15 protein-coding genes and 1 pseudogene are annotated in these 16,587 nt (G+C 38.6%); 13 read left to right on the top strand and 3 right to left on the bottom strand.

The window, feature by feature from the left end:
- Positions 1 to 2: 2 nt before the first annotated feature.
- On the top strand, positions 3 to 359 hold the full coding sequence (rsfS, locus tag M5A78_RS13255; RefSeq protein WP_248735741.1) for a ribosome silencing factor: 357 nt from the start codon (positions 3 to 5) through the stop codon (positions 357 to 359).
- A complete protein-coding gene (locus M5A78_RS13250) occupies positions 356 to 1,111 on the top strand; it encodes a class I SAM-dependent DNA methyltransferase (RefSeq protein WP_248735740.1) in 756 nt (251 codons plus the stop codon). The genes rsfS and M5A78_RS13250 overlap by 4 nt, the downstream gene beginning before the upstream one ends.
- A gap of 69 nt (positions 1,112 to 1,180) precedes the next feature.
- Here M5A78_RS13250 and comER read toward each other — a convergent pair whose 3' ends face one another.
- Complete coding sequence (gene comER, locus M5A78_RS13245; protein ID WP_248735739.1) at positions 1,181 to 2,005, bottom strand: late competence protein ComER; 825 nt, start codon at positions 2,003 to 2,005, stop codon at positions 1,181 to 1,183.
- An 86-nt stretch (positions 2,006 to 2,091) separates the two neighbouring features.
- Here comER and M5A78_RS13240 point away from each other — a divergent pair, with 86 nt between their 5' ends.
- The 3 genes and pseudogenes from M5A78_RS13240 to M5A78_RS13230 all read left to right on the top strand — a co-directional run bounded on the left by M5A78_RS13240 (position 2,092) and on the right by M5A78_RS13230 (position 5,686).
- Positions 2,092 to 2,736, top strand: coding sequence for a helix-hairpin-helix domain-containing protein (locus tag M5A78_RS13240; RefSeq protein ID WP_248735738.1), 645 nt, complete (start codon positions 2,092 to 2,094; stop codon positions 2,734 to 2,736).
- 71 nt (positions 2,737 to 2,807) lie between these two features.
- A pseudogene (locus tag M5A78_RS13235) lies at positions 2,808 to 3,254 on the top strand (ComE operon protein 2); the annotation flags it as partial.
- Between the two features lie 104 nt (positions 3,255 to 3,358).
- Complete coding sequence (locus M5A78_RS13230; RefSeq protein ID WP_248735736.1) at positions 3,359 to 5,686, top strand: DNA internalization-related competence protein ComEC/Rec2; 2,328 nt, start codon at positions 3,359 to 3,361, stop codon at positions 5,684 to 5,686.
- Positions 5,687 to 5,842: 156 nt separating this feature from the next.
- Here M5A78_RS13230 and M5A78_RS13225 read toward each other — a convergent pair whose 3' ends face one another.
- Positions 5,843 to 5,977: a YqzM family protein gene (locus tag M5A78_RS13225; RefSeq protein WP_248735735.1), complete on the bottom strand. Its 135-nt coding sequence runs from the start codon at positions 5,975 to 5,977 to the stop codon at positions 5,843 to 5,845.
- 315 nt (positions 5,978 to 6,292) lie between these two features.
- Here M5A78_RS13225 and holA point away from each other — a divergent pair, with 315 nt between their 5' ends.
- Positions 6,293 to 7,309 (top strand): DNA polymerase III subunit delta, encoded by a 1,017-nt coding sequence (holA, locus tag M5A78_RS13220; protein WP_248735734.1) that lies wholly within the window; start codon positions 6,293 to 6,295, stop codon positions 7,307 to 7,309.
- A 98-nt stretch (positions 7,310 to 7,407) separates the two neighbouring features.
- Here the strand turns inward: holA and rpsT are convergent, their stop codons facing one another.
- Positions 7,408 to 7,668, bottom strand: a complete 261-nt coding sequence (gene rpsT, locus M5A78_RS13215; RefSeq protein ID WP_248735733.1) for a 30S ribosomal protein S20 — start codon at positions 7,666 to 7,668, stop codon at positions 7,408 to 7,410.
- A 194-nt stretch (positions 7,669 to 7,862) separates the two neighbouring features.
- Here rpsT and gpr point away from each other — a divergent pair, with 194 nt between their 5' ends.
- The 7 genes from gpr (at position 7,863) to grpE (ending at position 16,578) form a co-directional block, all read left to right on the top strand.
- The gene (gene gpr, locus M5A78_RS13210) at positions 7,863 to 8,987 is read left to right on the top strand and encodes a GPR endopeptidase (protein ID WP_248735732.1); all 1,125 of its coding nucleotides are present in this window, start codon (positions 7,863 to 7,865) and stop codon (positions 8,985 to 8,987) included.
- A 571-nt stretch (positions 8,988 to 9,558) separates the two neighbouring features.
- Positions 9,559 to 10,764 (top strand): stage II sporulation protein P, encoded by a 1,206-nt coding sequence (gene spoIIP, locus M5A78_RS13205; protein ID WP_248735731.1) that lies wholly within the window; start codon positions 9,559 to 9,561, stop codon positions 10,762 to 10,764.
- Between the two features lie 18 nt (positions 10,765 to 10,782).
- A complete protein-coding gene (locus tag M5A78_RS13200; protein WP_248735730.1) occupies positions 10,783 to 11,109 on the top strand; it encodes a DUF3679 domain-containing protein in 327 nt (108 codons plus the stop codon).
- A gap of 553 nt (positions 11,110 to 11,662) precedes the next feature.
- Positions 11,663 to 13,498, top strand: a complete 1,836-nt coding sequence (lepA, locus tag M5A78_RS13195) for a translation elongation factor 4 (protein WP_248735729.1) — start codon at positions 11,663 to 11,665, stop codon at positions 13,496 to 13,498.
- Between the two features lie 81 nt (positions 13,499 to 13,579).
- Positions 13,580 to 14,719, top strand: coding sequence for a radical SAM family heme chaperone HemW (gene hemW / locus M5A78_RS13190; RefSeq protein WP_248735728.1), 1,140 nt, complete (start codon positions 13,580 to 13,582; stop codon positions 14,717 to 14,719).
- A 120-nt stretch (positions 14,720 to 14,839) separates the two neighbouring features.
- Positions 14,840 to 15,871: a heat-inducible transcriptional repressor HrcA gene (gene hrcA / locus M5A78_RS13185; RefSeq protein WP_248735767.1), complete on the top strand. Its 1,032-nt coding sequence runs from the start codon at positions 14,840 to 14,842 to the stop codon at positions 15,869 to 15,871.
- 110 nt (positions 15,872 to 15,981) lie between these two features.
- Positions 15,982 to 16,578 carry a nucleotide exchange factor GrpE gene (gene grpE, locus M5A78_RS13180; RefSeq protein ID WP_248735766.1) on the top strand — a complete coding sequence of 199 codons (597 nt, stop codon included), beginning with the start codon at positions 15,982 to 15,984 and terminating at the stop codon, positions 16,576 to 16,578.
- Positions 16,579 to 16,587 lie beyond the last annotated feature (9 nt).

Here is a 16,587-nt window from a genome sequence, read left to right as displayed (position 1 = left end):
GAATGGATAATCAAGAATTACTAAAAATTGCGGTAAAAGCGGCGGACGACAAACGGGCGGAAGACATTCTGGCCCTTAACATGCAGGGAATTTCCTTAATTGCTGATTATTTTATTATTTGCCATGGTAATTCCGATAAACAAGTCCAGGCGATTGCCAGAGAAATGAAAGAAAAAGCACAGGAAAACGGCTACGATGTCAAAAGAATCGAGGGCTTCGATGAAGCAAGATGGATATTAATTGATTTAGGCGATGTTGTTGCCCACGTCTTCCATCGTGAGGAAAGAAGCTATTACAATTTGGAGCGGTTATGGGGCGATGCACCGTTAGAAGATGTCCTTAGTGAGATAAATTCATGAGTTATCAGCAATTCGCTTACCTATATGATGAATTGATGAGGGATGCCCCTTATGGTGAGTGGGTGAAGTTTGTTAAAGAAATGCTGGTAAAATACAATATTAATGAAGCGCCACATCTGCTTGATTTAGCTTGCGGGACAGGTGAACTCTCTGTTCGTTTTGCCAAAGAAGGCTTTCAGGTTACTGGTGTGGATTTATCAGAAGATATGCTCGCAGTAGCCCAGGCTAAAGCAGAATCCCAAGGTGAGAGAATTCCCTTTTTCCAGCAGAATATGAGGGATTTAGAAGGTCAGGAGCAATTTGATGTGATCGGCATTTTTTGTGATTCATTAAATTATCTGGAGACAGAAGAAGAAGTAATCGATACTTTTTCTTCCGTTTTTCAGCATTTGCGGAGTGGAGGGCTTTTCTTTTTTGATGTGCACTCCATCGATAAACTATCCCATGGTTTCATGAATCAAACCTTCGCTTTAAATGAGGAAAAGATATCCTATATATGGAATAGTTTCCCTGGCGAGCTCCCTGACAGTGTTGAACATGAGCTAAGCTTTTTTGTTTTGGATGAACGAACAGATAAATATGACCGCTATGATGAACTCCATTTTCAGCGAACATATCCGGTGCAGCAATATTCCACTTGGTTACTGGAGTCAGGTTTTGACATACTCGAGATCTGTGCTGATTTTGCACCTTCGCCGCCGCAATCCAATTCAGAGCGAATTTTCTTCGTAGTACGGAAAACGGAAAAGTAAAAAAGGCCATCTTTTAAAAAAGATGGCCTTTTATAAAAAGAAAGCAGGAATTTGTCAAGTTAACACGAATTAATGAGTAGAGAACTGCAATTCTACTTTATCCAGATCCTCTTTGAACTTTGCATGTGTCGCCTGAAACAGGTGTTCAAACACTTCCCCTAGCTCATTTTCCAATACTTTTATTCCTTCACCTGTTATTCCACCTTTTACACAAACTTTTTCTTGTAGCGACGGTAAGGTATAATGTCCTTGTTTTATTAACTCACCAAGGCCGACAATCATTTCACTGGCAAAGATGGTCGCTGTATTTTTGTCAATTTCTGTTTCTTTTACTGCTGCTTGGATGAAGCACTGAAGGAGATAGCTGAAGAAGGCAGGGCCACAACTTACGATATCAGAGGCAACCCTCGTAATTTTATCATCAATATAAACCGGGACAGAAATCTTCGTAATTAATTGGTCTATTTTTTCTCTCCACAGTTCATTGCAATTTTTTCCGTAAGTAATTAATGACACCCCGGATAAAGCACGATTTGTGATGCTTGGGATAACCCGGACGGTTGAACAGGATACCTTTTGTTCAATTTGGCTTGTACTGACAGGACTCGTTATCGAAATGAGACATTTTTCTGTACCTAAATGTGGATTGATTTCATCGAGAATTTTATATACATCTAATGGTTTAACGCAAATAAATACCAAATCGGACCCCGCCGCTACTTCTTCTGCATTTGCCCCTATCCTAATTTCCCTATATTTATTTTTAAGCAACATCGCTTTTGCTTTTGTTCTGTTGGTAATCATTATGGAAGAAGGGGATATGGCATTTCCGTCAATTAAGCCCTCAACCAAAATACTCCCCATATTACCGGTACCAATGATACCTATATTCATCTTCCGACCCTCCTTCGCATGAAATATTCTTTTATAACCATATGAAAACGGGTAATAAAATATACCTTTAGAAAGGATGAATTCAGTTGAAAGACTGGTTAATTGAACACAAGTTTTATGTAGTGGCTGCTGTTTTGATTGCTTTTGGGAGTTATTATTATTTATATATCCTTGAAGAATCTCCAGCCAATTCTTCCCTTAGTCAGCTAGACAATAAGCTAGAGCCTGTTGGCAAGGAAGCAGAAAATAACAATCAATCAAAACAGGCTGAACTGCCAGAAAAAATCATGGTTGATGTAAAGGGGCAGATTAAATTGCCAGGGGTTTATCTAGCCACACAGGGTGAACGGGTAATGGATGTGATTAATCGGGCAGGTGGATTAACAGACCAAGCAGACCAAAGTCAGGTGAATTTTGCCGAGCATGTCCAGGATGAAATGGTTGTTTACATCCCAGCAAAGGGGGAAGAGGGTTTCACATCTTCTGGCACAGCAGGAGGGCCACCCACCGTATCAGGAGGCACTAGTCAAAACCAAGGGAAGATTAATATCAATAAAGCCGATGAAGCGGAGCTGCAAAAGCTTCCTGGAATAGGTCCCGCAAAAGCGAAGGCCATCGTTGAATATCGGAATACGAGCGGGCCGTTTAAAGCAGTGGAGGATTTAAAAAATATAAGCGGTATTGGAGATAAAACGTTTGAAAAATTAAAGGATTTGATTATGGTTCACTGATTCTTTTATTGACCAAATTGGACAAGCCCCATTACACTTAAAATAAAAGGTATTTGTAAGGAGTGGAATTAGTGACCAGGATTTCATGGGATCAATATTTTATGGCCCAAAGTCATTTGCTTGCATTAAGAAGCACATGCACAAGATTGTCTGTTGGAGCAACGATTGTCAGAGATAAACGTATTATTGCCGGCGGCTACAACGGCTCGATAGCTGGCGGGGATCATTGTATTGAAAAAGGTTGTTATGTGATTGATAATCATTGTGTAAGGACCATTCATGCGGAAATAAATGCACTACTACAATGTGCCAAGTTTGGTGTGCCTACCTCTGAGGCAGAAGTTTATGTCACACATTTTCCTTGCCTACAATGCTGTAAAGCGATTATCCAAGCAGGTATTAAAAAGGTCTATTATGCGGTGGATTATAAGAATCACCCGTATGCTATCGAATTATTTGAACAAGCAAACGTGAAAGTAGAAAAGGTTGAACTGAAAGAACCGGTCATCGATTTTCGAAAGATTAATCAGTAAATTCCTTTGTAGACGCCGGTTAAAAGCCGGCGTTTCACACTATTAAGAAAAGTCCGTCTAAATTGAAAATCACAAATGGAGAAAAGATTATGAATGGAAAATATCTATATTTTGCAATAGCCGCTTTATTAGCTGCACTTTGCACATTTATTAAATTTCTACCTTTCTTTTTATTATTTTTTATTTATCTTTTGGCCTTATCCAAAAACAAACAATTTAAGAAAACACAGCTAATTCTAGTAATGGCTATTTGGTTGCTTTTTTTGCTAGTTGGATACCATGCAGTAACAATAAATAAGACGATCATTCCCGAAACAACCACCACCTTTCATCTCGAATTTATCCAAGACCCCAAAATAGATGGCGACCTGCTGCTGGTGCCGGCAGTCGAAAAACAATTCAAAGAAAAACTGCTCATCCGCTACAAAATCAAATCAGAAGAAGAAAAACAAGCTGTAAAAAATAAAAGTATGTACGACTGTTTATGCAAGGTGTCAGGCACCATGAAGAAACCCTCCCCTGTAAAAAATCCTAATGGCTTTAACTATCGTGCCTATCTAGCCTCGAAGAATATTTATTGGATTGTAGAAATTCAGGGTAATCCACTTCAAACTTGTTCCCCGATAAGACCTTCTCCCATGACCATGATTAAACAGCTGCGTTTTTCAGGTATTCATTATCTTGAAGCCCATTTCCCAAAGGAAATTGCCTCACTATCGTCCGCTTTAATATTTGGTGACCGAAGCATGCTTGATCCGGTTTTATTAGGAGATTATCAAAAAACCGGCATCGTCCATTTGCTTGCCATTTCCGGCCTTCATGTATCGATATTGATAGGAATGGTTTCTTATCTTGGACTTCGCATCGGATTAACAAGACAGTTTATGATGAATTTTCTTCTCATTATTTTACCAATTTATGTTATTCTTACTGGGGCTTCATCATCTGTCATCCGGGCAGCATTAATGATTTTTCTTGTCTTAATTACTGTAAAATGGAAAAGCAAACTAAAGCTTCTAGCAATTGATGCGATTAGTTTGGCGTTTATGATTTTTTTATTTTTTACCCCCAAGGTCATTTTTGATGTTGGCTTTCAGCTTTCCTTTACAGTAAGTATTGCTATCATTCTGTCAGCGCCGTTTATATTGCGGCAGTTTCAAGAAAATCTTGCAGGAATGCTGGCTACTTCTGTTACAGCTCAATTGGCTGCTCTACCATTATTGCTGTATCATTATTTCGAAATGTCTTTGATAGGTATAGTAGCCAATCTGTTGTACATCCCACTTTTTTCCTTTATTTATCTACCTGGATTATATTTCCTGTTTATGATTCAAATTCTATTCGGAAAAACGCCGCAAATCCTAATCGCTGTTTTTTTGAAAATCATTTATTTATCTAATCAACTTATTGGTTCTCTTGCCGATTTAAGTTTCGCCCGGTTTGTTTCTGGCAGGCCGAGCGTAATCCAGATAATTATATACATTCTTATCGTAATAGGCATTTTCTACCTCTGGGAAACAAAGTCTTATCCAAAAAGAAAAGTCCACCTTATCACGCTGATTGTGATCCTGTTCACCTTTCAACATGTCTGGAATTGGTTATACCCGTTTGGTGAAGTAACGATAATTGATGTGGGGCAAGGTGATAGTATTTTGATTCATTTCCCGTATGGTAAGGGAACCTATCTCATCGATACAGGAGGGACGATAGCGTTTGCTGAAGAAGAGTGGCGACAAAGGTCAAAACCGTATGAAGTGGGCAGAGATGTTGTTGTTCCTTTTTTGAAAGCAAAGGGAATCACGAAAATCGACAAACTTATTCTTACCCATGGTGATATGGACCATATGGACGGGGCTTTTTCGATTATAAAAGAGCTTAACGTAAAGCAAATACTCCTCCCATCTGTCACAGCCCCCTCTGAAAATGAAATAAACATTATCCAAGCAGCAAATAAAAAGGGAATCCCAATCCTCAAAGTATCTGAAGGGGATCAATGGCAAACTGAACAGAGTATATTTTATGTTCTTTCACCCGAAAAAAATTTTAGCGGTGAACGAAACAGTGGATCGATTACAATAATTGTTCCAATTGGGGGAGTTAACTGGTTCTTTGGAGGAGACCTTGACCAAGAAGGAGAAATGAAAATCATTAAAAAATATCCAAATTTAATGGTTGATGTTTTAAAAGCAGGTCATCATGGAAGTAAAACCTCTAGTGCCGAAGTGTTCATCAAGCAAATAAAACCGAGTACTGCGTTGATTTCTGCCGGTGAAAAAAATCGATATGGACATCCCCATCAAGAGGTATTAGAGCGTTTAAGAGAAACGAACGCCACGATTTACCGGACGGATCTGAAGGGGGCGATAACTTTCCGTTTTTATCGAAATAAAGGAACCTTTTCTACTTATTTGCCATAGGATAAAAATAAAGAAAACTTACGATCGGCAAGCCGTAAGGCGAAGACAGGGGTATGATTGCACTTCTCCCTGATAGGAAATTTATACCATTGCTTTTGGATAAATAAAAGAGGCTGCATTCGCAGCCCTAGAAATTACACATATGTAGCCATCCAATTATGAACCGATTAGCTTAATTACTGTTGCAATGATAAACATTAAAGCAAAAAGGCCAAAAGAAACCCCAAATCCTACTCCAGAATCGATTGCATCGTTACGCTTACTCTGCGGATTTTTTTCAAATTCGTTCACAGTCTACCCCCCCTATTTCAACATATAGTATAAGTCATTCGTTAAAAAAAATCCAGCCTACCTCGAATTGGTTTTCCTGTACTGACAAGAGTTGTCAAAATAGTTTGACTCAAGGAAGGCTACACTATAATTACGAAAGGGAACTCCGCCAGGCAATAAAAGATCCTAGGTCAAAATATTGCAGGCGTTTATTATAGAGCGGGAATTGGCGCTTTTTGGATTTTTGGAAAAGTAGCTAATTCCCTTTTAATACTTGTCAAATGGTCCAAGCTTCATTACGATAAGTAGTGAGTGAAATGTAGGGGAGCGCGGACAATGGTATTAGATATTTGGCGAAAAATTAAAAAAAGGGATTTTGCTCCTATTTATTTATTATATGGAACAGAGGCGTATTTAATTAATGAAACGAAACAATTACTACTTAACCATGTTTTAAACGAAGAAGAAAAGGATTTTAATTTTTCAGCGTATGATTTAGAAGAAACTCCAATCGATGTGGCCTTAGAAGATGCCGAAACATTTCCGTTCTTTGGTGAAAGAAAAGTAGTTTTTTTACATAATCCAGCTTTTTTAACTGCAGAAAAATCAAAAGAGAAGGTTGATCATAATTTAGCCAAATTTGAGGCTTATCTGAAGGAACCAGCGCCATATACGGTAATGGTCATTTCTGCTCCTTATGAAAAACTAGACGAACGAAAAAAAGTAACTAAAGAATTAAAACGAAATGCCGAAATTGTTGAAGCAAAAAAGTTACGAGACCACGAATTAATCAATTGGGTAAAAGACCGGTCGAAAGCCAGCGGGATAGAATTCGAACCCGAGGCAGTGGAAAAGCTACTGGCACTTGTGGGTACAAATATGTTTATGATTACCAATGAAGTAGATAAACTGGCCTTATATGCCGCGGATCAAAAGAGAATTGATGTAAATTTAGTGGAAATGTTAGTGGCCAGATCGCTAGAGCAAAATATATTCTCCTTGATAGAAAAAGTTGTGCAGCGAAAGCTTGATGAGGCTTTACGGATTTATTATGACTTATTAAAGCAAAATGAAGAACCAATCAAAATCTTGGCGCTCATGGCAGGTCAATTCCGATTAATTTACCAAGTGAAGGAGCTTTCTAGACGGGGCTACGGGCAGCAGCAAATAGCTGGTTATTTGAAAACACATCCGTTCCGTGTCAAGCTGGCACTTGGCCAGGCTAATAAATTTTCTGATGAAGAATTAGCAAGCCTTATGGAACTGCTTGCCGATGCGGACTATCAAATGAAAACTGGCGGTATGAATAAATCATTACTAATTGAAATGTTATTGTTTCGGTTAAAAAAGTAAAAAAAACGATTCCTGTAAGCGGGAATCGTTTTTTTACGCTTATTTATTAATTGGTGTTCCTGCGCTAGTATACTTCGCGCAAAGGCAGCTTCCGTTTTTTATAAAGCGTTAGATTTTTTCATTAGACGTGATTTTTTACGAGCAGCAGCATTTTTGTGGATAAGACCTTTTGCAGCAGCCTTGTCTAATTTACTAGCAGCAGTTACTAATGCTTCTTTCGCAACAACAGCGTCGTTAGTTGAAACCGCAGCTTCTACTTTTTTAACAGCCGTACGCATTGCGGATTTAGCAGTTGTATTTTGAGCATTTTTAGCTTCATTTGTTTTTACACGCTTAATAGCAGATTTAATGTTAGGCATTCCATTCACCTCCTACAAAGAATCGAGACTATATGAACTCGACTATACATTCATCCATAATAATTCAGAACAAGAAGTATTTTATCAAATAGAGGCCTATATTGCAATACTTGTTTATAAATTGCATGTTTTAGGACGAAAAGGGCAAAAATAGGAAATAGTTTCAATTTATAGGCTTAGGAGTGAATAAAAAAATGGGTGAGTCGATTGACTTAAGTCAATATTCTGTTCGAACCGATTTAGCGATTGAAGCAAGGGAAATGGTCATTGCCGGTAGGGCGGGGACAGTCGGGCACGAGGAAAACCTTTCACAAATTGAGGGCGTCATCATCAAGGAAAAAGATGTCGATGATATAAAAATTTCATTAGTTGAAGTAACTAAACAGGGAGAAACGCAGCTCGGTAAAAAAGCAGGCAGATACTTAACAGTTGAGGTACAAGGAATCCGTCAGCAAAATACGGAGGTCCAGAAGCAGGTTGGTGAGATATTTGCAAGGGAGTTTTCATATTTTTTAGAAGGCTCCGGGATTAAAAAAACAGATTCATGTCTTGTTGTTGGTCTTGGGAATTGGAATGTAACCCCAGATGCACTTGGACCGTTGGTTTGCGAAAACTTACTTGTCACACGTCATTTATTCCAGTTACAGCCGGAAAATGTGGAGGAAGGATATCGCTCCGTAAGTGCATTATCTCCAGGTGTTATGGGTCTGACAGGGATTGAGACAAGTGATATTATTTTTGGCGTTGTTGAAAAAACAAAACCTGATTTTGTGATTGCCATTGACGCTTTGGCTTCAAGATCCATTGAGAGAGTAAATTCGACCATCCAAATTTCCGATACTGGCATTCACCCTGGTTCAGGAGTTGGTAACAAAAGAAAGGAACTCAGTAAAGAAACATTGGGAATTCCTGTCATTGCCATCGGAGTTCCAACGGTTGTAGATGCTGTGTCAATTACAAGTGACACAATCGATTTCATTCTAAAACATTTTGGGAAAGAGTTGAGAGAAGGTAATCGCCCTTCAAGGGCACTTGCACCAGCAGGAATGAGCTTTGGCGAAAAAAGAAAGCTTACGGAAGAAGATTTACCTGAAGAAAAACATCGGAAGACGTTTCTCGGTATGATAGGCACCTTGTCAGATGATGAAAAACGAAAGTTAATCTATGAGGTCCTGTCCCCAATCGGCCACAATTTAATGGTGACACCAAAGGAAGTAGACGTTTTCATAGAGGATATGGCAAATCTGCTGGCGAACGGGTTGAATGCCTCACTTCACAGTGTGGTTAATCAAGAGAATGCTGGATTTATGACAAAATAGTTATTACTAATAACTGGCTAGCTTGTTCAACTAAAATTATTTTTAGAGGCAGAGTGATTTAATGGTTGCTTATTTGGCTTCATGAAGCCTGAAAAAGGAATAAAGACGAAGTGGGATTATATGGACAGAAAAAGAGAAAAAGCCGAGAAAACGGTCCTCATGAAGGGGAATGAGGACCTAAAGAACATGAGGGATAAATTCGCTCAAGCTCATCTAGCTATTTTGTAGATGATTTGTAAAGTGAATCTAAATTTTCACTACAAAAAACTATCATGAGCCTCAACTCCCAACCCTACCATGGAAATAAATTTAGAGAACAAGCCGTAGTCACCTAATAAAGGCGGTGAGAGCAGAGCTAAACTTCACATCTTTCGTCTAGTGAAATGGGTATTTCACTTAAACTGGTTAAAGTGATTTATTTTTGCGGCGCTCCGCCCCTTTTCCACAGAAAAAGCAATAGTTATTTTTAGCAGTTGTCCGTAGATAATCACACTCTATTTATAAATAAATGGTTCTATCAATTCTAGTAATGTCATAAGATTTACTAGAATTGTTGAAGCGGGGTGGAACCATGAAAAATACTAGAACATCAAGTACGTTTCTGAGCGTACAAGGAACAAGTATTCTAAAAATTGTCGCGGCTCTATCATTATTTATGATATTGGTCTTTTCAATCAGCGGGCTCTTAACTTCGTTAAAGCCACAATATAGACTAATGTCTTCCTCGGTAAATCAAGCAACTATAAATGTAAACGGTGAATTGCTATATCAACTAATGGGTTGGGAAAACCATAATTTTTTGAAGGTGGAAAAAAAGTGGGCGGCAACCCCCAAGCTGACCAGTTTGGTAATTAAGTTAGCAAGCAATATTAATCTGAATGACCCACGGAGTCTTCTGGGCAGGGAGCTCCCCGGATTCTTTCAATTTGATGGAAAAATTGTTGTTGCTGGCGAAGGGACGAATTATACGAATATGCCAATTGAGTCTTCGCCACCGATTGAAATAATGAAAGCCGAGCGGGAGGCAGCGCTGCAGAATCTTGAAGGTTTAGAAAAGGGGGCGGATGAAAAGCCACCTGTTGCACCCGGGCAAACAACTGGTGATCGTAAGGTCATATACCTTTACTTTTCACATAATCGGGAATCTTATTTACCATATCTTAAAGGGGTCACTAATTCCAATTTAGCCTACCACTCACAAATTAACGTTACCAAAATTGGTGACCAATTAAAAACCAGTCTAGAGGATAGAGGAATTGGAACTTTTGTTGATAAAACGGATATTCAGGCGAACTTAAATAAAAAAGGCTGGAAATTTGGGAAATCCTACCTAGAATCACGTTCGGTTGTTCAAACAGCAATGTCCTCCAATCGTGATTTACAATATTTAATCGATATTCATCGGGATTCGCAGAGGAAAGACAAAACGACCATTACGATTAACGGGAAATCATATGCAAGAATTTTCTTCATCATTGGAGGTAAAAACCCTAATTACGAAAAAAACCAAAAACTGGCAACTGAACTCCATAATCTTTTAGAAAAAAAATATGAGGGATTAAGCAGAGGAGTACAGGTGAAAAGAGATCCTGATTCCAACGGTGTTTATAATCAAAACCTTTCAGAAAATGCTATTTTAATCGAATTTGGCGGGGTGGATAACACATTTGAAGAGTTAAATCGTTCGGCTGACGCTCTTGCAGATGTGTTTAGTGAATATTACTGGCAGGCAGAGAAAGTGAACAAGGATGTTGACCAATCGACCAAAAAACAATAGCTGTAAGGGAGCATATTTATGAAAATGTTTATCCTGAAAAGTTTTGGAATTGCCGCTCTTATGTTCATCTCCGTTTTAACCGGAATGCAAATTGCCAATGGCGGAATTCATAAAATGAAGGGCTATGACGATCCAAACTTTCAAAATGCTGTTTCCATAAATGAAACGAACAATCAATTTATGGCCTCCTTTCTAGGTAACGATATCTCTAGTCATGATATAGAGGCGAAAAAGAAGAAATTAGAGGAAATAAGTGCGTTTAATTTCTTCTCTTCGATGGGAAAGAAAATGTCAAACGGTATTTCCAGCGCCTCCGAAAAACTTATTCAACTAATAACGGATTAGTCATGAAAGCGGCGCCGCAATGGTGCCGCTATTTTGTGGTTAAGCAATTCATCGAAAAAAGAAGGCGAAAGCCGATGTAGAAGTGTTCTACGCAGGCATTTCCACGAAAAAAGAAAGCAAAAGTCGATGTAGAGGTGTTCTACGTAGGTGTTTCCTCGAAAAAAGAAGGCGAAAGTCGATGTAGAAGTGTTCTACGTAGGCAATTCATCGAAAAAAGAAGGCGAAAGCCGATGTAGAAGTGTTCTACGTAGGCATCCATCGAAAAAAGAAGGCGAAAGCCGATGTAGAAGTGTTCTACGTAAGCATTTCCACGAAAAAAGAAGGCAAAAGTCGATGTAGAGGTGTTCTACGTAGGTGTTTCCACGAAAAAAGAAGGCAAAAGCCGATGTAGAAGTGTTCTACGTAGGCAATTCCTCGAAAAAAGAAGGCGAAAGTCGATGTAGAGGTGTCCTACGTAGGCAGTTTCTTGTTCTAAAAACATTGATTTCCACTTTTCTTTGCTGATATAATCAACAATAGTGTACATGTGCGAGTAAAGTAGGAGTGAACGACCATGAACAGAGAAGAAAGACTCAAACGACAAGCAAAGATAAGAAATTTCTCGATTATTGCTCATATTGACCATGGGAAATCCACATTGGCAGATCGTATTTTGGAAAAAACCAATGCGTTGTCATCTCGAGAAATGAAAGACCAGCTCTTGGATTCAATGGATTTAGAGAGAGAACGCGGGATTACAATCAAGTTAAATGCCGTTCAGTTAAAATATAAAGCAAAAGATGGAGAAGAATATATTTTTCATCTAATTGATACACCGGGGCACGTCGATTTCACATATGAGGTATCAAGGAGCCTTGCTGCATGCGAAGGGGCTATTTTAGTCGTTGACGCTGCGCAGGGAATTGAAGCACAGACACTAGCGAACGTATACCTTGCCCTTGATAACGACCTTGAAATATTGCCGGTTATTAATAAAATCGACTTACCAAGTGCCGAGCCTGAAAGGGTTCGCGGTGAGATTGAAGAAGTAATTGGCTTAGATGCCTCAGAAGCTGTCTTAGCCTCCGCCAAAGCAGGAATTGGCATTGAAGAAATCCTTGAACAAGTTGTCAAAACTGTGCCGGCGCCAATTGGGGATCCGGATGCACCGTTAAAGGCCTTGATTTTTGACTCCTTATATGATGCCTATCGCGGAGTTGTTGCCTATATTCGTGTTGTCGATGGTTCTGTTAAAGTGGGCGACAAAATAAAAATGATGGCAACCGGAAAAGAGTTTGAAGTAAATGAAGTAGGTGTTTTTTCACCGAAATCGACGTTGCTTGATGAGTTAACCGTTGGTGATGTAGGCTTTTTGACAGCATCTATTAAAAACGTTGGCGATACACGTGTCGGGGATACGATCACAAATGCGAAGAATGGGGCTACTGAGCCGCTTCCAGGTTATCGAAAGCTTAATCCGATGGTTTATTGCGGTCTTTACCCAATCGACACGGCCAAATTTAATGACCTTCGTGAAGCACTTGAAAAGTTACAATTGAATGATTCGGCCTTACAATTCGAACCAGAAACCTCTCAGGCACTTGGTTTTGGCTTCCGATGCGGGTTCCTCGGACTGCTTCACATGGAAATCATCCAAGAACGGATTGAACGTGAATTCAAAATTGATTTAATTACAACAGCACCAAGTGTAATTTATCATGTTCATATGACAGATGGCTCCGAGTTGAAAGTGGATAATCCGTCTAATTTACCGGACCCGCAGAAAATTGATCGTGTCGAAGAGCCATATGTGAAAGCAACAATGATGGCACCAAACGAGTATGTTGGAGCCATTATGGAGCTATGCCAGTTCAAGCGAGGAATTTTTATTGATATGCAGTACCAAGGGGAAAATCGGGTTAGCATTATTTATGAAATTCCATTGGCTGAAATTGTATATGATTTCTTTGATCAACTGAAATCAAGTACAAGGGGTTACGCCTCCTTCGATTATGAACTGATTGGCTATAAACCATCCAGCTTGGTTAAAATGGATATCTTGTTAAACGCTGAAAAAGTCGATGCCTTAAGCTTTATTGTCCACAAGGATTTTGCTTATGACCGCGGTAAAGTAATCGTTGAAAAGTTGAAGGAACTAATCCCAAGACAGCAATTTGAGGTTCCAATCCAAGCTGCTATCGGTCAAAAAATTGTTGCTCGTTCCACCATTAAAGCTATGCGGAAAAACGTATTGGCAAAATGTTATGGTGGGGATATCTCCCGAAAGCGTAAATTGCTCGAGAAACAAAAAGAAGGTAAAAAACGGATGAAACAAGTTGGATCTGTTGAAGTACCGCAAGAGGCATTTATGGCTGTCTTAAAAATGGATGATAATAATACAAAGAAATAAAAAATTAATTGGGAGGGTGGGACTAGTCTACTTAAAGGCGAAATCCAGCCTCTTTTTGTTATTAGAAGAGAAGGTGTAAACATGATTCAAGCTGCCTATATTCACATCCCTTTTTGTGAACATATTTGCCATTATTGTGATTTTAATAAGGTGTTTCTAAAAGGACAGCCTGTAGATGACTATTTGCAGGCTCTTGACCAAGAAATGAAGATGACTCTTGCTCAATATCCGACAAATCAACTGCAAACGATATTTGTTGGGGGTGGCACGCCGACCTCTTTAAATGAACAACAGCTATATCGATTTTGTGAAGGTATTAACAGGAATTTACCTAAAGCCGAAAAGCTGGAATTCACCTTTGAAGCAAATCCTGGTGATTTAACAAAGGAGAAATTACAAATATTAAAGGATGCGGGTGTAAACCGAATCAGTCTTGGAGTCCAAACCTTTAATGATGAACTGTTAAAGAAAATCGGCCGTGTTCATCGGGCAAAGGATATTTATCAATCCGTAGAAAATGCCAAAAAGGTAGGATTTGAAAATATCAGTATAGATCTCATCTTTAGCTTGCCAACACAAACCATTGCAGACTTTGAAGAATCATTAATTGAGGCATTTTCCTTAGATATTACTCATTATTCCGCTTATTCCTTAATCATTGAACCAAAGACGGTTTTTTATAACTTACTGAAAAAAGGCAAACTACTAACGCCAGGTGAAGATGTAGAAGCTGCGATGTATGAGCTTTTGATGGAGAAAATGGAAAAACAAGGATTTAAACAATATGAAATAAGCAATTTTTCAAAACCTGGATTTGAAAGCAAGCACAACTTAACCTATTGGAATAATGAATATTATTATGGCTTTGGGGCTGGTGCCCATAGTTATCTCAATGGAATCAGACGTTCCAATTCAGGTCCGTTGAAAAAATATATCGAGCAAATAAACAGCGGTGTTCTTCCGATTTTAGAAGACCATCTGGTAACCAAAGCTGAACAAATGGAAGAGGAAATGTTCCTTGGGTTACGTAAAACAGAGGGAGTTTCGATTTCTCAATTTATCGAGAAATTTGACCGGGATCCACGAGACATATTTAGGAATGAGATTGCCGACTTAATTACTAAACAATGGATCGAAGTGGAGAAAGAAAAAATATTTTTAACAAAAAAGGGCCGGCTATTAGGAAATGAAGTTTTTCAATCCTTCTTAGTTACTGTTTGACTTGGAGGTAGGTTCTGCTTTTTCTTAGTATCAAATGATTGACACCATCCCCCCTTTTTTGATAATTTATTAGTATAATTAGCACTCGGTAACTGGGAGTGCTAACAGAGGTGATGAATGTTGTTAACAGATCGTCAATTGTTAATTCTTCAGGTTATTGTTGATGACTTTATTCGTTCTGCCCAACCAGTTGGCTCGAGGAGTTTGTCGAAAAAGGAGGAAATTTCCTTCAGTTCAGCAACGATTCGCAATGAAATGGCTGACCTTGAAGAGTTGGGATTTATTGAAAAAACGCATACCTCTTCAGGGCGTGTTCCATCGGAGAAAGGGTATCGGTATTATGTTGATCATTTACTGTCGCCTCAGGTTTTAAATCAGCAAGATATCACGATTATTCAATCTATTTTTGCAGAGAAAATTTTTGAGTTTGAAAAAATCATTCAACGATCTGCTAAAATTCTATCGGATCTAACCAATTATACTTCGATTGTTCTTGGACCAGCCGTGAGTATCAATAAGTTGAAAAAAATCCAAATCATACCGTTAAATAAAGAAACAGCAGTCGCTATTTTTGTTACCGATACAGGCCATGTTGAAAATCGAACCTTTACATTGCCTGCCTCCGTTGATGCAAGTGATTTAGAAAAAACCGTTAATATTTTGAACAATCGTTTAGCAGGAGTGCCTCTTGATGATTTAAACGATAAGATCTATAAGGAAGTGGCGATGCTGTTAAGACAGCATATCCATAACTACGATTTAATGCTGCATACAATTGCAGATTCTTTAAAAATGCCAGCAACCGAAAAGCTTTTCTTCGGGGGAAAAACAAATATGTTAAGCCAGCCGGAATTTCATGATATTACAAAAATCCGCAGTCTTCTAACAATGATTGATCAAGAAGAGTGGATATATAATTTAATCAGAACTGAATCGGCAGGTATTCATATCAAAATTGGCAGGGAAAACAATAATAGTATTATGGATAATTGTAGTTTAATTACAGCTACCTATTCGGCAGGTGTTGAAAATTTAGGCACCATTGCCATCCTTGGTCCAACAAGAATGGAATATTCACGTGTGATTAGCCTGCTGCAATTTTTTAGCAAGGATTTGACCGCGGTCTTAACGAAGCTGTATCAAACCAATTAGCAAAGGTAATATTGAGTAAGGGTGAAATGCCTGTTTGTTTCACCCCTTTAACCATGAATATTGATTTTTTTGTAAAAAAAGCAAATGCTTTAAGGGAGGTGAGTAAGTTGATGAATGAGAGAAACGAAACATTGAATGAAGAAGTAGAAACTGAGAGTACTGATCACGTTGAACTTACTGAAGAAAAAGCAGCAGAGACTGTTTCAGATGAGATGGAAACAACGGAACAAACGGATGTAAATCCCATTGAAGAGCAACTCCAAGAAATTCAACAGCTAAACGATAAGTTAGAGTTGGCAGATAATCGTTATCTACGACTTCAAGCAGATTTTGATAATTTCCGCCGTCGCACTAGATTGGATCTAGATGCGAGCGAAAAATATAGAGCTCAAGCATTAATTACCGATTTGTTGCCTGCATTAGATAATTTTGAAAGGGCAATGAATATAGAAGCTGACAATGAACAAACAAAGTCACTTTTGCAAGGTATGGATATGGTGTATCGTAGTCTTATAGATGCCTTGAAAAAAGAAGGTGTTGAACAGATTGAAGCTGTTGGTAAAGAGTTTGATCCACATCAGCATCATGCCGTGATGCAGGGTGAGGATGAGAATTATGGATCCAATATTATTACTGATGAATTTCAAAAGGGTTATCTATTAAAGGACCGTGTTATTCGCCCAGCAATGGTAAAAGTAAATCAATAAGTTTACATA

This window comes from Neobacillus rhizosphaerae (assembly GCF_937468385.1).
Lineage (GTDB): Bacteria > Bacillota > Bacilli > Bacillales > Cytobacillaceae > Neobacillus > Neobacillus rhizosphaerae.
The sequence above is the reverse complement of the archived record's forward strand: the minus strand, read 5'-3'. Positions and strand labels throughout refer to the sequence as shown.

Bases quoted from the DNA above. Each gene is read 5' to 3' on its own strand.
- rsfS (WP_248735741.1), top strand. From the start codon at position 3: ATGGATAATCAAGAATTACTAAAAATTGCGGTAAAAGCGGCGGACGAC.
- M5A78_RS13250 (WP_248735740.1), top strand. From the start codon at position 356: ATGAGTTATCAGCAATTCGCTTACCTATATGATGAATTGATGAGGGAT.
- comER (WP_248735739.1), bottom strand. From the start codon at position 2,005: ATGAATATAGGTATCATTGGTACCGGTAATATGGGGAGTATTTTGGTT.
- M5A78_RS13230 (WP_248735736.1), top strand. From the start codon at position 3,359: ATGAATGGAAAATATCTATATTTTGCAATAGCCGCTTTATTAGCTGCA.
- holA (WP_248735734.1), top strand. From the start codon at position 6,293: ATGGTATTAGATATTTGGCGAAAAATTAAAAAAAGGGATTTTGCTCCT.
- rpsT (WP_248735733.1), bottom strand. From the start codon at position 7,668: ATGCCTAACATTAAATCTGCTATTAAGCGTGTAAAAACAAATGAAGCT.
- gpr (WP_248735732.1), top strand. From the start codon at position 7,863: ATGGGTGAGTCGATTGACTTAAGTCAATATTCTGTTCGAACCGATTTA.
- spoIIP (WP_248735731.1), top strand. From the start codon at position 9,559: ATGAAAAATACTAGAACATCAAGTACGTTTCTGAGCGTACAAGGAACA.
- M5A78_RS13200 (WP_248735730.1), top strand. From the start codon at position 10,783: ATGAAAATGTTTATCCTGAAAAGTTTTGGAATTGCCGCTCTTATGTTC.
- lepA (WP_248735729.1), top strand. From the start codon at position 11,663: ATGAACAGAGAAGAAAGACTCAAACGACAAGCAAAGATAAGAAATTTC.
- hemW (WP_248735728.1), top strand. From the start codon at position 13,580: ATGATTCAAGCTGCCTATATTCACATCCCTTTTTGTGAACATATTTGC.
- grpE (WP_248735766.1), top strand. From the start codon at position 15,982: ATGAATGAGAGAAACGAAACATTGAATGAAGAAGTAGAAACTGAGAGT.